Raw genomic sequence first — 15,385 nt, 5'->3', positions numbered from 1 at the left:
AGACCGTCGGCAATAATGGCGGTCTGCAACGAACCTGGACTTTAATAGCCAGTGGCTGCCCGGGTTGCTATCCGAACCGGCGGTCCGTCCTGGCTATAGCCAAGCTTCTCGGAAAGTTCCGCCGCCGCACCGATCAATACGCGAAGATAAGCATCACGATTGCGCAAGCCGTCTTCCTTGGGAGCGACGAGGCAGAGCGTCGCGATGCAAATTCCTTCAGCGTCGTACACCGGCACGGCAAAGCAATGGGTAAAGCTGTCGACGATGCTGTTGAAGGTGAAATAGCCGTCCTTCTTGGCTTCCCGGACCTGGCCGATGAAATCGGATGGATCGAGGCGCTTGCCCGTCGGCAGCACGAAATCTTCGGCCGGAATGAAATCCAGTATCTGCTCGTCGCTCATGTGGTCGACCAGCAGACGACCAGACGCGGTCCACGGAATGGCGACCGGCTCGCCGATATTGGTGGAGATGCGGAAGGGGCGGCTTCCCTCGTTCATCAGAACGACGGCATATTTGTTGCCTTCCAGTTGGCACATCTGCGCGGTCTCCCGCGTCTCCTCGGCGATCCTCGCCAACAGATGTTCGCACTCGCGCATAAGATCGAATTGCTCGGCGTAGGCCGCACCGAGGAAATAGAGCTTGCGCCCGAGAAAGACACGGCCATCTTCGCCCCGATACTCGATTACGCCCTGCCGGATCAGCAGGTTGACGAGCTCGTAGACGGAAGAGCGCGGGGCGCCGATACCCTGGGCGATTTCGTTCGGGCGCAGGGGCTGGCGTTGCAGGCGCAAAAAGTCGAGGATTTCGAATGCCCGGTCGAGACCCCGTGCCCTCCGGTTGACCGTATCTACCGCATCAGCCATAGCCATTCTCCTGCGGTGCCGGAGCACGAGTGAAAACCATGCGGGCAGAAATCCGCACTCACTTCACCCGCTCCGCAAACCCGACGCCAAGTTCACCTCATTTAGCCTTGTAGGCGACGCAGTCAACTTCGACCTTACAGTCGACCATCATGCGTGACTGTACGCAGGCGCGTGCCGGCGGGTTCTCACCGAAGTATTGCGCGTAGATCCCATTAAAGCTCCAGAAGTCGCGCGGGTCATCGAGCCAGACGCCGACACGCACGACGTCTTCAACGCCGTAGCCCGCCTCATGCAGGATCGCGATCATGTTTTCGATCGCCTTGCGGCTTTCGGCAATGATGCCGCCGTCGATGATCTCGCCGGCCTCCATGGCGACCTGTCCCGAGACGTATAGCCAACCGTCTGCCTCGACGGCGCGTGCAAATGGCAAAGCCTGCTTTCCCGCACCGGTTTCGCCCGTTCCATAACGCTTAATCGTCACAGCACTTCACTCCAATTCTGCATTTCGATTATCGGTCTCCGGTTGAACCGGCCCTTCAGTTGAACGATGAAGTTTTCAGAAAATCTGTCAGGCGCTCGGTCTTCGGTTTCAGGAACATCTCGCGCGGATTGCCTTCTTCGCCGATGCGGCCCTGATTCATGAAGATTACCCGCGACGAAACCTCGTAGGCGAAGCGCATCTCATGGGTGACGAGGAGCATGCTCATCCCGTCCTCGGCGAGCCCCTTGATCACTTGCAGCACTTCGTTGACCAATTCAGGGTCCAGCGCCGAAGTGACCTCGTCGAAGAGCATCAGCTTCGGGTTCATCGCGATGGCGCGAGCGATTGCTACGCGCTGCTGCTGGCCGCCGGAAAGCTGACCAGGATAATGATCCTTGCGCGACAGCAGCCCGACGCGGTCAAGCCACTTCTCCGCGATCGCCTTCGCCTCGTCACGGCTCATCCTCTTGACCTTGACGAGGCCGAGCGCGACGTTGCCGGCGGCAGTCATATGCGGGAAAAGGTTGAACTGTTGAAAGGCCATACCGGTGAGTGCGCGTTGGCGTGCGATATCCTTTTCCCGCTTGCGGCGGCGGACGCCGTTGACCATCTCATAGCCGATTTCCTCGCCGTCGATGCTGATCGTCCCGCCCTGGAACTCCTCCAGCATGTTGATGCAGCGAAGCATTGTCGTTTTGCCGGAGCCGCTCGAGCCGATGATGCTGATCACCTCACCCTGCCGCATGGTGCAGTCGACGCCCTTCAGTACTTCAACCGTGCCGTAGCGCTTGTGAAGGTCGCGGATTTCAAGAAGATTGTTGGTCATCGGATGCGAAGCCTCACGACGGAACAGCGGTCTTGCGCTCGACATAGCGACCGAAGCGCTCGATGCTGTAGTTGATGACAAAATAGAGAAAGCCCGCGAAAAAATAGAATTCGAGGCTCATGAAAGTGCGAGAGATTAGCTCCTGCGTACGCAGCAGCAATTCGCCGACGCCGATGATCGAGAGCAGCGTCGACGCCTTGACCATCTCGGCTGCCGTATTGACCCAGGCAGGCAGCGCCTGGCGCAATGCCTGGGGCCCAAGCACATAAGCGAAGGTCTGCGAGAACGTGAGCCCGATCGCTTTTGCAGCCTCCGTCTGTCCCTTGGGAATCGACTGCAATGCACCGCGCACCAGCTCGCCAACATGCGAACTGCAGAAGACGGCGAGCGCAAGGATGCCCGCCTGGAACGGTCCGAGTTCAACGCCGACGGTGCTCAGCACGTAATAGCTCGCCAGCACCAGTACCAGGACCGGCGTGCCGCGGATGAAGTCGGTATAGCCGCGCACCAGCCATTGCATCGGCTTGTAGCCATAGGTCAGCGCCAGCCCGACGAAAATGCCGAGCACAGTGCCGACCGCGATCGACAGGAACGATATGGAAATCGACACGCCGAGCCCCTTGATGAGCGGCAGCCGGGCAAGCCAGAGTTGATCGAGAAATGCGAAATCCATGATGGTCACCTCGGAACGGCCAGACGCCGCTCGACGACACGCATCAGCGCGGCAAGGAGCGAACAAGTTGCGACATAGAGGCAACTCGCCACGATCCAGGTCTCGATGACCCGAAAGGTCTCGACATTGATCTTGCGTGCCTCGAACGTGAGTTCCGGTACGGCGATTGCCGCAGCGAGCGAGGTGTCCTTGAAAAGCGAGATCATGGTGCTGCCAAGCGACGGCAGGACGTTGCGCAGCATCAGGGGGATGATGATCGAGGTGCGGATCTGCATCTCCGTCAGCCCAATCGCAAGGCCCGCCTCGCGCTGGCCGGGCGGCACGGCGATGAGGCCCCCACGGAACACCTCGGCAAGATAGGCGCCGGAGTAGATCGCCAGCGTCAACACAAAGCTTTCGATCTTGCCGAGGCGGACACCAAGTTCCGGAAGAGCGAAATAGCTGAAAAGAACGAGGACGAGGATCGGCGTGTTACGGATGATCGTGACATAGAGTCCGGCAGGTTTGCGCAACGCGACAGTCTTGGAAACGAGCCCGAAAGCCGCAATCAATCCGATGACGCAACCGGCAAGGATTGCCGCGAAGGCGAGGCCGAGACTGAGCGCAAGTCCTTCCAGAAGAAGGTCGAACGAGCGCCAGACGGCCGCGAAATTCAGTGAGTAAGTCATGCGCGCCAGCCATTATTGAAAGCAGGGCGAGAGGCAGCCCCGCTGGGGCCGCCTCGGCGAAGGGTTCATTTGTATTCGACCGGGAAACCGATCTGCGGCGTGGTCAGATCCTTGCCGAACCAGGTCTTGAACGACTTGGCATAGAAGTCGAATTCGACACCTGTCATCGCCTCGTGCAATGCCGTGTTGACGAAGTTCAACCAGTCTTGGTCGCCGCGCTTGACGCCACAGGCGTAGGTCTGCGGATTCCAGCCATAACCGGCATCCTTATAGCGCTCCGGGTTCTGGGTCATGTACCAGGCAAGCGAGGACTGGTCGGTGGCGGCAGCATCGGCACGTCCCGATTCAAGCGCCTGATAGATCAGGTCAACAGATTCATACTGATCGACCGTTGCCTCCGGCAGGGCGGCGTGGACCATATCCTCGGCATAGACGTTCTGCAGCACCGAAATCGTGACCGAGGAACCAGCCTCCTTGAGCGCCTTGTAGTCGGCATACTTGCCGTCCGCCTTCAGCATCAGGCCCACGCCTTCGCGATAATAAGGAATGGTGAAGGCGATCTGCTGGGCGCGCTCGCCCGTGACCGTCATGAATTGGCAGGTGATGTCGACCTTGTTGGTGGTGATGTTCGGAATACGGGCATCGGACGACTGATTGACGAATTCGATCTTCTCCGGATCCCCGAACAGCGCCTTGGCGATAATGCGGCCCATATCGACGTCGAAGCCCTGCAGCTTGTCGTCGGCGCTTTTGAAGTGCCAAGGCGCATTCGTGCTGCCGGTTCCGAGCACCAGATGGCCGCGCGCAAGCACTTCGTCGAGTTTGCTTGTCGGCTGCTGCGCGAAGCCCGGCGCCGCTGCCAGTGTGGCGATTATGAGGCCCGCAGTCGCATGAAATGTCTTGATCATCGGAGATCTCCCCTTTGTCAGTTCCCGGTGATTTTCTGTTATCCAATATAATGGACATGCGTCCTGAATACCGGATTGACCTATCAAATGCCTTGGGTCATAACTTGTCAAGCCGGATCGGCTAAGTTCGCCGCCCATCCGCCGTTGTCTGAGAGAGGAAGCCAGCCGTATGACCCTGCCGATCGAAACGCCCGCGGTGCTGGTCGATATCGAGATCGCCCGCCGCAATATTCGCGCGTTCCAGGACTACGCGAATCGCCACGGCATTCGGGTGCGGCCGCACATAAAGACGCACAAGCTTCCGCAGATGGCCGAACTGCAGCTTGAGGCCGGAGCGATCGGCATAACCTGCCAGAAAGTCACCGAGGCGGAGGCGATGGTCGAGGGCAGCGCGCAGATCAAAGATGTGCTGATCACCTACAACATCCTCGGAGCGGAGAAGCTCGCGCGCCTCGCTGAGCTCAACAAACGCGTCATCCTCAGCGTGGTCGCCGACAACCCGACCGTAATCGACGGCCTGTCGGCCCGCTTCGCCCGCGAAAACGAACCGCTGACCGTGCTTGTCGAATGCAACACCGGCGCCGATCGTTGCGGCGTGGCGACACCGGCCGAGGCCGCGAGCCTCGCCCGGCGCATAGCCGATGCACCCGGATTGCACTTCGGCGGGCTGATGACCTATCCGCCAGTCGGCGGAACGGAGCGCGTTCAAGCCTTCATGAGCGAGGCGAAGCGGCTGATCGAAGCGGACGGCATCGACGTGCCGACCGTCACATCCGGCGGCACACCGAACATGATGGAGGCGGCCGGCGCGTCGGTCGCGACCGAGCACCGTCCGGGAACCTACATCTACAACGATCGCTCGCTCGTTGCCCGCGGTGTCGCGACGTGGGACAATTGCGCGCTGACGGTGCTTGCAACGGTGGTCTCGGTTCCCGCCGAAAACAGGGCGATCATCGACGCCGGCAGCAAGGTCCTGACCTCCGACCTTCTCGGTCTTTCCGGCTACGGCCACGTTCTCGGGCGCGATGACATCAGGATCGACCAGCTTTCGGAAGAGCACGGCAGGCTCGTCTCCGACGGTCCGATCAGCTTGAAGGTCGGCGACAAGTTGCGCATCGTCCCGAACCACGCCTGCGTGGTGACCAACATGGTCGACGCGGTGCATATCGTCGAAGGCAATGAGGTGAAGTCGATCTGGCCCATCGTCGCGCGCGGCCGCGTTCTCTGAGCGTTCGCGGCGTGCCCGCCCAAGAGGCCTGTCAGCCAATTCGCGACGCGAGAAGCTTGTCGATGCGCATGCCGTCCATGTCGACGACTTCGAAGCGCCAGCCCTCGAAATCGAAGCTCTCGCCCACATGCGGGAGATGGCCGAGCACCTGAAGCGCAAAGCCGGCGATCGTGTGGAAGTCGCCCTCCGGCCGATCGTGGAATCCCAGCCTCTCGAAAGCGTCATGAGCGGCCATCATGCCCTCGATCAGCATGCTGCCGTCCTCGCGCACGATGATATCCGGCTCGACGGCTTCCGTGTCCGGCAGGTCGCCGGCAATCGCCTCCAGCAGGTCGGTCTGGGTGACAATCCCCTCGAGGCTCCCGTACTCGTCAATGATCGCGGCCAACCGGACGGGGGCGCTCTTGAACTTCTCGAGCACACGGAAGACGGCTGTCGACTCATGCAGGATCAACGGCTCCCGAATAATGCTGAGGACGTCAAGCGGTTGCTGATCGAGCAACTGGTCAAGCAGGTCCTTCTTGAGCACCATGCCCAACGGATAGTCGATGTTGCCCCGGCCGATCAGGAGCTGCTCGTGGTGACATTCCCTGATCGTCCTCAGGATCTCTTCCTGGCTGTCGTCGGCGTCGATCCAGTCGACCTCGATCCGCGGCGTCATGATGTCGGAAATCCTTCGGTCGCCGATGCTGAATATCCGCTCCACCAGTTCCTGCTGGGCGGCATCGAGAAGTCCGGCCTCCTGGCTTTCGGCGACAAGGAGCTTCAGCTCCGTCGGGGAATGCAGCGATGCCTCGCCGGCACCTGGTCGCAGACCGATCAATCGAAGCACGAGATTGCCGAGGCCGTTGAGGGCGAGGATCGCGGGGCGCAGCAGGAAGAGAAACAGCGCGAGCGGGCGGACGACGGCGAGCGCCGTGCCCTCGCTTCGCTGCAAGGCGAGGCTCTTCGGTGCCAGTTCGCCGAGCACGATATGCAGCGCAGTGATGATGACGAACGAAACCGCGACGGAAATGGCGTGTGATCCGACTGATGCCCAGGCCGCGGGCAAGACCGTCAGCAACGGCTCGACCAGATGGGCGAGCGCCGGTTCACCGACCCATCCCAGTGCCAGGGACGATATCGTGATCCCAAGCTGGGTGGCCGCCAGGTTGGCATCGAGATTTTCGACGGCATGCTGGAGCGCGCTCGCATTCATGCGCTTTTGCGCTACCAGTTCAGCCACGCGGCTGCGGCGGACGGAAACGAGCGAAAACTCGGCAGCGACGAAGAAGCCGTTCGCACCGACAAGCAGAAACACGGCCAATACCCCGAGAAAATCGAGAATACTGCCATCGGAACCGGACATGATCTCCCTTCGGGCGGTAACGCCTCGGACTGTTGAAGGTCACCAAGCGTATCACGCTCTTGCCGCCGGAGGCAGACGAGATATCCGCGTGTCGTGGGTTTGGATGGATGGACGAACGCGGCCAAAAACACCCGGGCCGCGCACGGGCATCCCTTTCGATTTCACACTAGATTTGCACCCGGGAACTTTTCTAGGATACATGGACGGCCGCTTCGCGCCTTATCATCACCGATACCTGCCTCCCCACTCATGGGACACTACCCGATGCCAAAGACATTTCTCTCGATCGGCGAATGCATGATCGAACTTTCACAGGCCGGCGACGGCCATCTCAAGAAGGGTTTCGCGGGCGATAGCTTCAATACGGCGTGGTATGCCCGCGCCTTTCTCGGCAACGACTGGCGGGTAAGCTACTTCACGGCACTTGGAACAGACAGGCTTTCCGACGAAATGCTCTCCTTCATGAACGGCGCCGGCATCGCCAGCGATCATGTGCGCCGCATCGAGGGGCGCAATCCCGGCATGTACATGATCCACCTGAAGGACGGCGAGCGCAGCTTTCAATACTGGCGGGACACATCGGCGGCAAAGCTGCTGGCCGAAGATGGAGACCGACTGCGCGCGGCAATCGATGACGCCGCGCTCGTCTATTTCTCCGGCATCACACTTGCGATCCTCTCGCCCGGCGATCGGAGCCGCCTGCTTGCGGAGATCCGCCGGGCGCGCGAGTTGGGAAAGACCGTCGCGTTCGATCCGAATCTGCGGCCACGGCTTTGGGAAAACACCGAGACGATGTGTGCTGCGGTTTCCGACGGCGCTCGCGTGGCAACAATGATCTTCCCGAGCTTCGACGACGAGCACAGTCATTTTGGGGACGCCAATCCCGAAGCAACGGCGAAGCGCTACCGCGATCTCGGAGCGGAGCTTGTCGCGGTCAAGGACGGCGAGAACGGGATTAGGATCATGAGCGCCGGCCCGGTCACGCATGTTCCTGCCCATCCTGCAAACCCTGTCAGGGACACGACCAGCGCCGGCGACAGCTTCAACGGGGCGTTTTTGGCTATGCACCTCAGGGGACAGCCCTGTCGCGACGCCGCGGCCTTCGCCGCAAAGGTCGCTGCACGCGTCATCGAGCAGCCCGGCGCCCTCATCGGATCGGACCATCTACCGCAACCAGACGCTGCCTGATCTGCGATAGCCTGGCGGCGGAGGCGAATCCGGCGGCTTTGGATATATGGCACCTTCCTAATATGCTGTGCTATTTTGCGGCCGCGCCCAACCGCAGGAGAACCAAGCGAGAAAAGAATTTCCGCAAAGACCCGATTGACGACAGGACATTTCACGAAAGGGGGACAGAGCGTCATAAGTTTGCGTTGAGATAGTCGATTAAATTGATAGTTTTATTTGGTAAAGGATGGAGGGCAATATGGGCTCGAATAGACTTACCGGAATAGTAAAACTAGCGCTTGTGGTCGGCAGTCTGCAGCTTGGCTCCGTTGGCCTCGCTCAAGCGGACACAACGATCCTGAACGTGTCCTATGATCCCACGCGGGAGCTCTACAAGGAATTCAATGCGGCGTTCGCCGAAAAATGGCAGGCCGATACCGGCGAGACGGTGACGATCCAGACTTCCCACGGCGGCTCTGGCAAGCAGGCTCGGTCCGTGATCGACGGCCTCGAGGCGGACGTCGTTACGCTGGCGCTTGAAGCCGATATCGACGCGATCGCCAAGGAGAGCGGAAAAATTCCGGCCGACTGGAAGACCCGCTTCGAAAACAACAGCTCTCCCTACACCTCGACCATCGTTTTCCTCGTTCGCAAGGGCAATCCCAAGGGCATCAAGGATTGGGGCGATCTCGTCAAGGAAGATATCCAGGTGATCACCCCCAACCCGAAGACCTCGGGTGGTGCGCGCTGGAACTTCCTTGCAGCCTGGGCCTGGGCACGAGCTGCCAATGGCGGCGACGATGGCAAGGCCCAGGAGTACGTCGCGCAGTTGTTCAAGCACGTGCCGGTCCTCGACACCGGCGCACGCGGCGCGACGACGACCTTCGTCCAGCGGGGCCTCGGCGACGTGTTGCTCGCCTGGGAAAACGAAGCCTATCTCTCGCTGGAGGAACTCGGGCCTGACAATTTCGAGATCGTAACGCCATCGATCTCGATCAAGGCCGAGCCGCCGGTCGCACTTGTGGACGGCAATGTCGACAGCAAGGGCACGCGGAAGGTGGCGGAAGCCTATCTGAACTATCTCTACAGCGACGTCGGCCAGAAACTGGCAGCCAAGCACTACTACCGGCCCTTCAAGCCGGAGCTGGCCGACCCCAAGGACACGGCGCGCTTCGCCGATGTGAAGCTGGTCACTATTGACGAATTCGGCGGTTGGAAGGAAGCTCAGCCGAAATTCTTCGCCGACGGCGGAATTTTCGACCAGATCTACAAGCCGGGACAATAATATTTCATGGCCTTTCGCAGCAGCAGGCGATGGCAGTTTCGGCAGCCGAGCGTCATTCCGGGTTTCGGATTGGCGCTCGGCGTCACCCTGTCATGGCTCACCCTCATCGTACTCATTCCGCTTTCCGGCCTCATCTGGCGCTCAAGCGGCCTCGGCTGGTCGAAATTCTTCGCGCTCGCCTCTGACGAGCGCACCGTCAATGCCTTGACGATCAGCTTCGGCACGGCCTTCGTGGCCGCCGTCATCAATCTCGTTTTCGGTGTCGTGCTTGCCTGGGTGCTCGTGCGCTACCAATTTCCCGGAAAGCGCGTCATCGACGCCATGGTCGATCTGCCGTTCGCGCTGCCGACCGCGGTTGCCGGCATTGCGCTGACGGCGCTCTATGCGCCGAACGGCTGGATCGGTTCGCTTCTCGAACCCCTTGGCATCAAGATCGCCTTCACGCCTGCCGGCATTGTCGTGGCCCTCGTCTTCGTCGGCCTGCCCTTCGTCGTCAGAACGGTTCAGCCGATCATGGAGGAAATCGACAAGGAGGTGGAGGAAGCAGCCGCAACGCTTGGCGCCAGCCGCTATCAGACCATCAGCCGCGTCCTGCTCCCGGGCCTTCTTCCGGCCGGGCTGACGGGCTTCGCGCTCGCCTTCGCGCGTGGCGTCGGCGAATACGGCTCCGTCATATTCATCGCCGGCAACCTGCCTTACGTCTCGGAGATCGCACCGCTCCTGATCATCATTCGCCTGGAGGAGTTCAACTACCCGGCGGCAACCGCGATCGCCGCGGTGATGCTGGTCCTTTCGTTCATCATGCTGCTGGTCATCAACACGATCCAGTCCTGGAGCAGACGGAGATACGGCTATGGCGCATGATGTCGGTTCCGCGTCGATTACGGCGCCGTCAACACTGGTCAAGTCAGCAACCTCGGAGACCCGGCTCGCACGTACGATCCTGATCGTGGTTGCACTCGGTTTCGTGGCGCTGTTCCTGCTGCTGCCGCTTGCCACGGTGTTTATCGAGGCGTTCCGCAAGGGACCGGCAGAGTTCGTCTCGGCGCTACGTGATGCGGAGACGTTTTCCGCCATCCGGTTGACGCTGCTGGTCGCTGCGATCGCCGTGCCGCTCAATCTCGTCTTCGGGGTGGCGGCCGCTTGGGCGATCGCCAAGTTCGAGTTCAAGGGCAAGGCGTTCCTGACGACGTTGATCGACCTGCCCTTCTCGGTGTCGCCAGTGATTTCGGGCCTTGTCTTCGTGCTGCTCTTCGGGTCGCACAGTCTGCTCGGCCCTATCCTGCAGAGGTATGGCATCCAGATCCTCTTTGCCGTGCCCGGGCTGGTGCTCGCAACTGTCTTCGTCACCTTCCCCTTCGTCGCGCGCGAACTGATCCCGCTGATGCAGGAACAGGGCACCAGCGACGAGGAAGCGGCATTGTCGCTTGGCGCCACGGGCTGGCAAACCTTCTGGCATGTGACGCTGCCCAACATCAAATGGGGCCTGCTTTACGGCGTGCTTCTCTGCAACGCCCGCGCCATGGGAGAGTTCGGTGCGGTCTCGGTCGTGTCGGGGCACATTCGCGGACAAACGAACACCATGCCGTTGCAAGTGGAAATCCTCTATAATGAGTACAATTTCGTCGCCGCCTTTGCAGTGGCGGCACTCCTTGCGCTCCTGGCGCTGGTAACGCTCGTCTTGAAGACGGCACTTGAACTTCGATACAGCGACGAGATCGCTGCCAGCCGCAGGCATTGAAAGGTCCAGACATCCATGGAAGTCCGCGTCCAGAAAATACGCAAGGAATTCGGCCGCTTCCCGGCGCTCGACGACGTCTCGCTCGATATCCGGTCCGGCGAACTGATCGCCTTGCTTGGCCCGTCCGGCTCGGGGAAGACCACGTTGCTGCGCCTCGTCGCCGGGCTCGAGAGCCCGACCGAGGGCATGATCTTCTTCGGCGACGAGGATGCGTCGAAGAAAACGGTGCAGCAACGAAACATCGGCTTCGTCTTCCAGCACTACGCCCTTTTCCGGCACATGACGGTGCTCGACAACGTCTCCTTCGGGCTCAAGGTACGGCCGGCCAACAGGCGGCCGCCAGCGGCCGAAATCCGCCGCCGGGCCCTTGATCTTCTCGATCTGGTACAGCTCTCCGGTCTCGAACGGCGCTATCCGGCCCAGCTTTCCGGCGGCCAGCGCCAGCGCGTGGCGCTCGCGCGCGCCATGGCGGTCGAGCCTAACGTGCTGCTGCTCGATGAGCCCTTCGGAGCGCTCGACGCGCAGGTACGTAAGGAACTCAGACGCTGGCTCAGGGAAATCCACGATCGAACCGGTCACACCACGATCTTCGTCACGCACGACCAGGAGGAGGCCCTCGAACTCGCCGACCGTATCGTCGTCATGAGCAAGGGCGCGATCGAGCAGGTCGGTACGCCGGACGAAATCTATGATCGTCCAGTCTCGCCCTTCGTCTACGGATTCATTGGCCAGTCGAACAGCCTCAACGTAACGCTTGCGAACGGTGAAATCTGGTTCGAGGACCGGCCGATCGGCCTGCGCGCCGCCGACGAACCGGACGGAGAGGCGACGCTCTACTTCCGCCCGCATGACGTCGAGCTCATCGATGGCTGCGGCGGCTGTCTGGCTGGCCTCGTGACGGGCAGCCGCCGCGTGGCCGGAACGCGCCATCTCGAGCTAGACCTTGGGCGGACGCAGCCCTCGGTGGAAATCGAACTGCCGCCGGAACGCGCGACTTCCACCGACCACACCCGCGTCGCCTTCCGGCCGACGAAGTGGAAGCTCTTCCGCAAGGAGGAGAAGCTGCCTGAGGTTCAAAGGACCGTCGCGACACAGACCGCCGAGCTGGCGCGCACCGGCACGTAATGTCCGTCATCGAAGAGCTCATCCGAACCCTCGGCGATGCCGTGCTGATCGGCGACCGGATCACCGAACGCCATCGCAGCGACGCGAGCCTTACCGGGCGAAGCCTCCCAAGCGCCGTGGTTCGCCCGGCGAGCACGGCCGACGTCGCGACCGCGCTCAGTATATGCAACACGCATCGTCAAAGCGTGGTGCCGCAGGGTGGCATGACAGGGCTCGCCGGCGGCGCAAACCCCGACTGCGGCGACATCGTCATTTCGATGGAGCGGCTTTCCGGTATTGAGGAGATCGATACGGCGGCCGCGACGATGACGGTGCTTGCCGGAACACCGCTTGAAGTCGCGCAACGCGCGGCCGAGGACGCGGGCTTCCTGCTGCCGATCGATCTCGGCGCGCGCGGCTCATGCCAGATCGGCGGCAACCTCGCCACCAATGCCGGCGGTATCCGTGTCATCCGCAACGGCGTCGCGCGCGACAATGTCCTCGGCCTCGAGGTCGTGCTCGCCGACGGCACGGTAGTCTCTTCGCTCAACAAGATGATCAAGAACAATACCGGCTACGACCTCAGTCAATTCTTCGTCGGGTCGGAGGGCACGCTCGGCATCATCACCCGCGCCGTGCTGCGCCTGCGCCCCTTGCCGGCCGGGCGGCTGACGGCACTCTGCGCGCTCGACAGCTACGCGGACGTCGTCGCCTTCCTGAAACGCGCTCAGCGGGCGCTTTCCGGTCTATCCGCATTCGAGGCGATGTGGGAAAGCTATTTCCGCTTCAATTGCGAGGCGGAAGGACGACAATTCTTCGAAACCGCTCCAGCTTTCGCCGCGATCATCGAGCAGGACATCCGCGGACATGACGGCGAGCGCGAGCAGTTCGAAGCTGTCCTGGGACAGGCCCTTGAAGACGGATTGATCAGCGATGCGCTGATCGCCCAGTCGGAGAAGGAGGCCCAGAGCTTCTGGCGCGTGCGCGAAGGCCATGCCATGGACAGGTTGCTGCCTTCCCTCGTCAATCTCGATGTCAGCTTGCCGATCGGCGATATCGGCCGCTTCGCCGAGGAATGCGGCAAGGTGCTTTCCGCCCGGTTTCCGTCGGCACATGTTTCCTTCTTCGGCCATGTCGGCGACAGCAATCTCCATATCGCCTTTTCCGTTCCGGACGCGGATCAAGAAACCGCGCATCAGGTCGATGGCGTCGTCTACCCGCTTGTCGCCGCGTATCACGGGTCCATTTCCGCGGAACACGGCATCGGCACGCTGAAGCGCGACTTCCTCGATCAGTCCCGCAGCCCGGCCGAACTGGACGTCATGCGCCGAATCAAGAATGCCCTCGACCCGAACGGCGTCCTCAATCCCGGAAAGGTGCTTCGCTAACGCAAGAGGCGGCGCCTGCACCAGTGAAAGGACCTGCACATGACCGACAAACAAAGCGACTCAAGATCGGCAATGGACGGAGAGCTCGGCATTCTTGCCAGACGCAAGATCGAGGCGGGGATCATCGCGCCGATCTATGAGGTCATGCGGGAGAAGATCGGTGAGGAACTCGCCCAATCCATTATCGATACAGCGATCACGCGCGCTGCCATCGACGCCGGAAAGGCCTTTGCCGCAAAAACGCCCGGCGGAACCAGCCTGCGGACGTTTCAGGAACTGCAGGATCTCTGGACTCAGGACGACGCGCTGACGATCGAGGTCGTCAAGGCGACGGACGAAGAGTTCCACTACAATGTGCTGCGTTGTCGTTATGCCGAGACCTATCGGGAAATGGGTCTGGGACATATCGGGCATCTTTTGTCCTGCAACCGCGACGGCGTATTCTGCACCGGCTATGACCCGCGCATCGCGCTTGAGCGGACGCAGACGGTGATGCAGGGCGCATCCCATTGCGACTTCAAATATCGCCTGAACAAGACCGCCGATCCGTCCTCCAAGTAAGCGTTGCGCGGACGCGGGATGCGGGTGGCTAATCCCTCTAAAGCCAGGAGGCTGGCGATTTCGGCAGCCTGCCTTCTGGATCGATGACCTCAAGGCGTGGCGCACCCGCGCCGTTCCAGCGCCAGAGCGCGACGCAGGTGCCGCCGGGCGACATGAAAGACGGGTAGATCACGCCGTGAAATTCGCGGGCCAGGAGATCGGCCTGCAGCTTGTGGGTCTGCGGCACTGCGCCTTTGTCGAGGTCGTCCCGCCATTCGCATCGGTGGATGGCATCCGTCAGGCCAAGCTCCTCAAGAACATGGGCGTCCGTGAGATCAGCCAGCCGCGCATCGTAAAGCTCGAGCCGTACGATCAGCGCCGGATGCTGCACGAAACCCTGGTTGTATTCGGCCCAGGCGGTCGAAAGTTCGCGCGCGGCGTAGATGGTCGGCATGCCGACCGGATTCCATCGGCCGCCGAAGCGCGCCGCACCCTCGCCGGAAAGCGGGACATGAGCCCAGCGCGGCACGAAGGCGCGCCAGAGTGGCATCGGCCCGGCAGGCGGCGGCTGCTCTAAGTTGGAGCGGGATGCGGACGGAAAACCGCTCACACTTTCCTCATCCGGCTCTAGGCGTAGACGCCGGCGCGAACAGCTTCCAGATAAGCGAGCACCTTGTCGGCCTTGCCTTCACCGACGAGATCGAACGCCGTCTTTCCGGCCCAGCCGGGGATCGGCTGATGCTTGAACCAGATGACGGCGCGGGCCTCGTCGCCCGCCATTTCGGACGCCATGGCGAGGATGCGGACGACCCTGCTCAGGGCGCTATCGACCTTGCGGGCGCCGCTCTTGGCTGTCAGCGTGTTCCGCGCGACGCCAATCAGCTTGGCGAGTTCGGCGAGCGTTATGCCCAGACGGTCGGCGACAAGGCGCGCCGACAGGAACGGGGAATGATCCTCCCCGAAGCGGGCGGCGGGAATGTCCAGGTTGAGGGCGACCATGGCAAAACTCGATCCTGTTTTGATCAGCGCAGGGATAAAGTATGCTCAATCCGCGATCATTTCAAGCGCAAGCTTACTGCACGTTTCCTTGAATCGTGGCCGATTCAAGCATAAAAACATGCAGCAATTCAAAGTGCTACAGCACCCTTTGCGCGTCTGATAAGAC

Annotated in this window: 18 protein-coding genes; 9 read left to right on the top strand and 9 right to left on the bottom strand. The window is 61.3% G+C overall.

The features are described from left to right. Positions 1-41: 41 nt before the first annotated feature. From QA637_RS20595 to QA637_RS20570, 6 genes are all read right to left on the bottom strand, one after another. Complete coding sequence (locus QA637_RS20595) at positions 42-863, bottom strand: IclR family transcriptional regulator (protein ID WP_283066578.1); 822 nt, start codon at positions 861-863, stop codon at positions 42-44. A 97-nt stretch (positions 864-960) separates the two neighbouring features. Then, complete coding sequence (locus tag QA637_RS20590; RefSeq protein ID WP_283066577.1) at positions 961-1,344, bottom strand: RidA family protein; 384 nt, start codon at positions 1,342-1,344, stop codon at positions 961-963. A gap of 55 nt (positions 1,345-1,399) precedes the next feature. Continuing rightward, positions 1,400-2,170 carry an amino acid ABC transporter ATP-binding protein gene (locus QA637_RS20585; RefSeq protein WP_153439894.1) on the bottom strand — a complete coding sequence of 257 codons (771 nt, stop codon included), beginning with the start codon at positions 2,168-2,170 and terminating at the stop codon, positions 1,400-1,402. A gap of 13 nt (positions 2,171-2,183) precedes the next feature. Further along, positions 2,184-2,843 carry an amino acid ABC transporter permease gene (locus QA637_RS20580; RefSeq protein ID WP_153439895.1) on the bottom strand — a complete coding sequence of 220 codons (660 nt, stop codon included), beginning with the start codon at positions 2,841-2,843 and terminating at the stop codon, positions 2,184-2,186. 5 nt (positions 2,844-2,848) lie between these two features. Then, a complete protein-coding gene (locus QA637_RS20575) occupies positions 2,849-3,511 on the bottom strand; it encodes an amino acid ABC transporter permease (RefSeq protein WP_153439896.1) in 663 nt (220 codons plus the stop codon). 65 nt (positions 3,512-3,576) lie between these two features. Continuing rightward, complete coding sequence (locus QA637_RS20570; protein WP_283066574.1) at positions 3,577-4,419, bottom strand: transporter substrate-binding protein; 843 nt, start codon at positions 4,417-4,419, stop codon at positions 3,577-3,579. A 169-nt stretch (positions 4,420-4,588) separates the two neighbouring features. Between QA637_RS20570 and QA637_RS20565 the strand changes: the two genes are divergently transcribed. Beyond that, positions 4,589-5,647, top strand: coding sequence for a D-TA family PLP-dependent enzyme (locus QA637_RS20565; protein ID WP_153439898.1), 1,059 nt, complete (start codon positions 4,589-4,591; stop codon positions 5,645-5,647). A gap of 31 nt (positions 5,648-5,678) precedes the next feature. On the opposite strand, the gene QA637_RS20560 is transcribed toward QA637_RS20565, so the two are convergent. Next, the gene (locus tag QA637_RS20560; RefSeq protein ID WP_153439899.1) at positions 5,679-6,995 is read right to left on the bottom strand and encodes a hemolysin family protein; all 1,317 of its coding nucleotides are present in this window, start codon (positions 6,993-6,995) and stop codon (positions 5,679-5,681) included. 264 nt (positions 6,996-7,259) lie between these two features. Here QA637_RS20560 and QA637_RS20555 point away from each other — a divergent pair, with 264 nt between their 5' ends. The 7 genes from QA637_RS20555 to QA637_RS20525 all read left to right on the top strand — a co-directional run bounded on the left by QA637_RS20555 (position 7,260) and on the right by QA637_RS20525 (position 14,241). Next, complete coding sequence (locus QA637_RS20555) at positions 7,260-8,183, top strand: sugar kinase (protein ID WP_283066572.1); 924 nt, start codon at positions 7,260-7,262, stop codon at positions 8,181-8,183. Positions 8,184-8,421: 238 nt separating this feature from the next. Beyond that, complete coding sequence (locus tag QA637_RS20550) at positions 8,422-9,447, top strand: sulfate ABC transporter substrate-binding protein (protein ID WP_153439901.1); 1,026 nt, start codon at positions 8,422-8,424, stop codon at positions 9,445-9,447. A 6-nt stretch (positions 9,448-9,453) separates the two neighbouring features. Next, positions 9,454-10,311 carry a sulfate ABC transporter permease subunit CysT gene (cysT, locus tag QA637_RS20545; protein WP_283066570.1) on the top strand — a complete coding sequence of 286 codons (858 nt, stop codon included), beginning with the start codon at positions 9,454-9,456 and terminating at the stop codon, positions 10,309-10,311. Beyond that, positions 10,301-11,188 (top strand): sulfate ABC transporter permease subunit CysW, encoded by an 888-nt coding sequence (gene cysW / locus QA637_RS20540; protein ID WP_283066569.1) that lies wholly within the window; start codon positions 10,301-10,303, stop codon positions 11,186-11,188. Before cysT ends, cysW begins: the two co-directional genes overlap by 11 nt. Positions 11,189-11,203: 15 nt before the next feature. Then, complete coding sequence (locus QA637_RS20535; protein ID WP_153439904.1) at positions 11,204-12,313, top strand: sulfate/molybdate ABC transporter ATP-binding protein; 1,110 nt, start codon at positions 11,204-11,206, stop codon at positions 12,311-12,313. Continuing rightward, positions 12,313-13,680: an FAD-binding oxidoreductase gene (locus QA637_RS20530; protein WP_283066568.1), complete on the top strand. Its 1,368-nt coding sequence runs from the start codon at positions 12,313-12,315 to the stop codon at positions 13,678-13,680. The genes QA637_RS20535 and QA637_RS20530 overlap by 1 nt, the downstream gene beginning before the upstream one ends. A 39-nt stretch (positions 13,681-13,719) precedes the next feature. Then, complete coding sequence (locus QA637_RS20525) at positions 13,720-14,241, top strand: L-2-amino-thiazoline-4-carboxylic acid hydrolase (RefSeq protein ID WP_283066567.1); 522 nt, start codon at positions 13,720-13,722, stop codon at positions 14,239-14,241. 37 nt (positions 14,242-14,278) lie between these two features. Here the strand turns inward: QA637_RS20525 and QA637_RS20520 are convergent, their stop codons facing one another. Both QA637_RS20520 and QA637_RS20515 read right to left on the bottom strand, forming a co-directional pair. After that, positions 14,279-14,770 carry an RES family NAD+ phosphorylase gene (locus tag QA637_RS20520; protein ID WP_283067283.1) on the bottom strand — a complete coding sequence of 164 codons (492 nt, stop codon included), beginning with the start codon at positions 14,768-14,770 and terminating at the stop codon, positions 14,279-14,281. A 77-nt stretch (positions 14,771-14,847) separates the two neighbouring features. Beyond that, positions 14,848-15,219 (bottom strand): DUF2384 domain-containing protein, encoded by a 372-nt coding sequence (locus QA637_RS20515; RefSeq protein WP_283066566.1) that lies wholly within the window; start codon positions 15,217-15,219, stop codon positions 14,848-14,850. Here QA637_RS20515 and QA637_RS20510 point away from each other — a divergent pair. Further along, on the top strand, positions 15,218-15,379 hold the full coding sequence (locus QA637_RS20510) for a hypothetical protein (RefSeq protein ID WP_283066564.1): 162 nt from the start codon (positions 15,218-15,220) through the stop codon (positions 15,377-15,379). The genes QA637_RS20515 and QA637_RS20510 overlap by 2 nt on opposite strands. The last annotated feature ends 6 nt before the right edge of the window (positions 15,380-15,385 follow it).

This window comes from Sinorhizobium terangae, from assembly GCF_029714365.1.
GTDB classification, from domain to species: Bacteria; Pseudomonadota; Alphaproteobacteria; order Rhizobiales; family Rhizobiaceae; genus Sinorhizobium; species Sinorhizobium terangae.
Note: the sequence above shows the minus strand (reverse complement) of the source record. Positions and strands in the feature narration are given on the sequence as shown.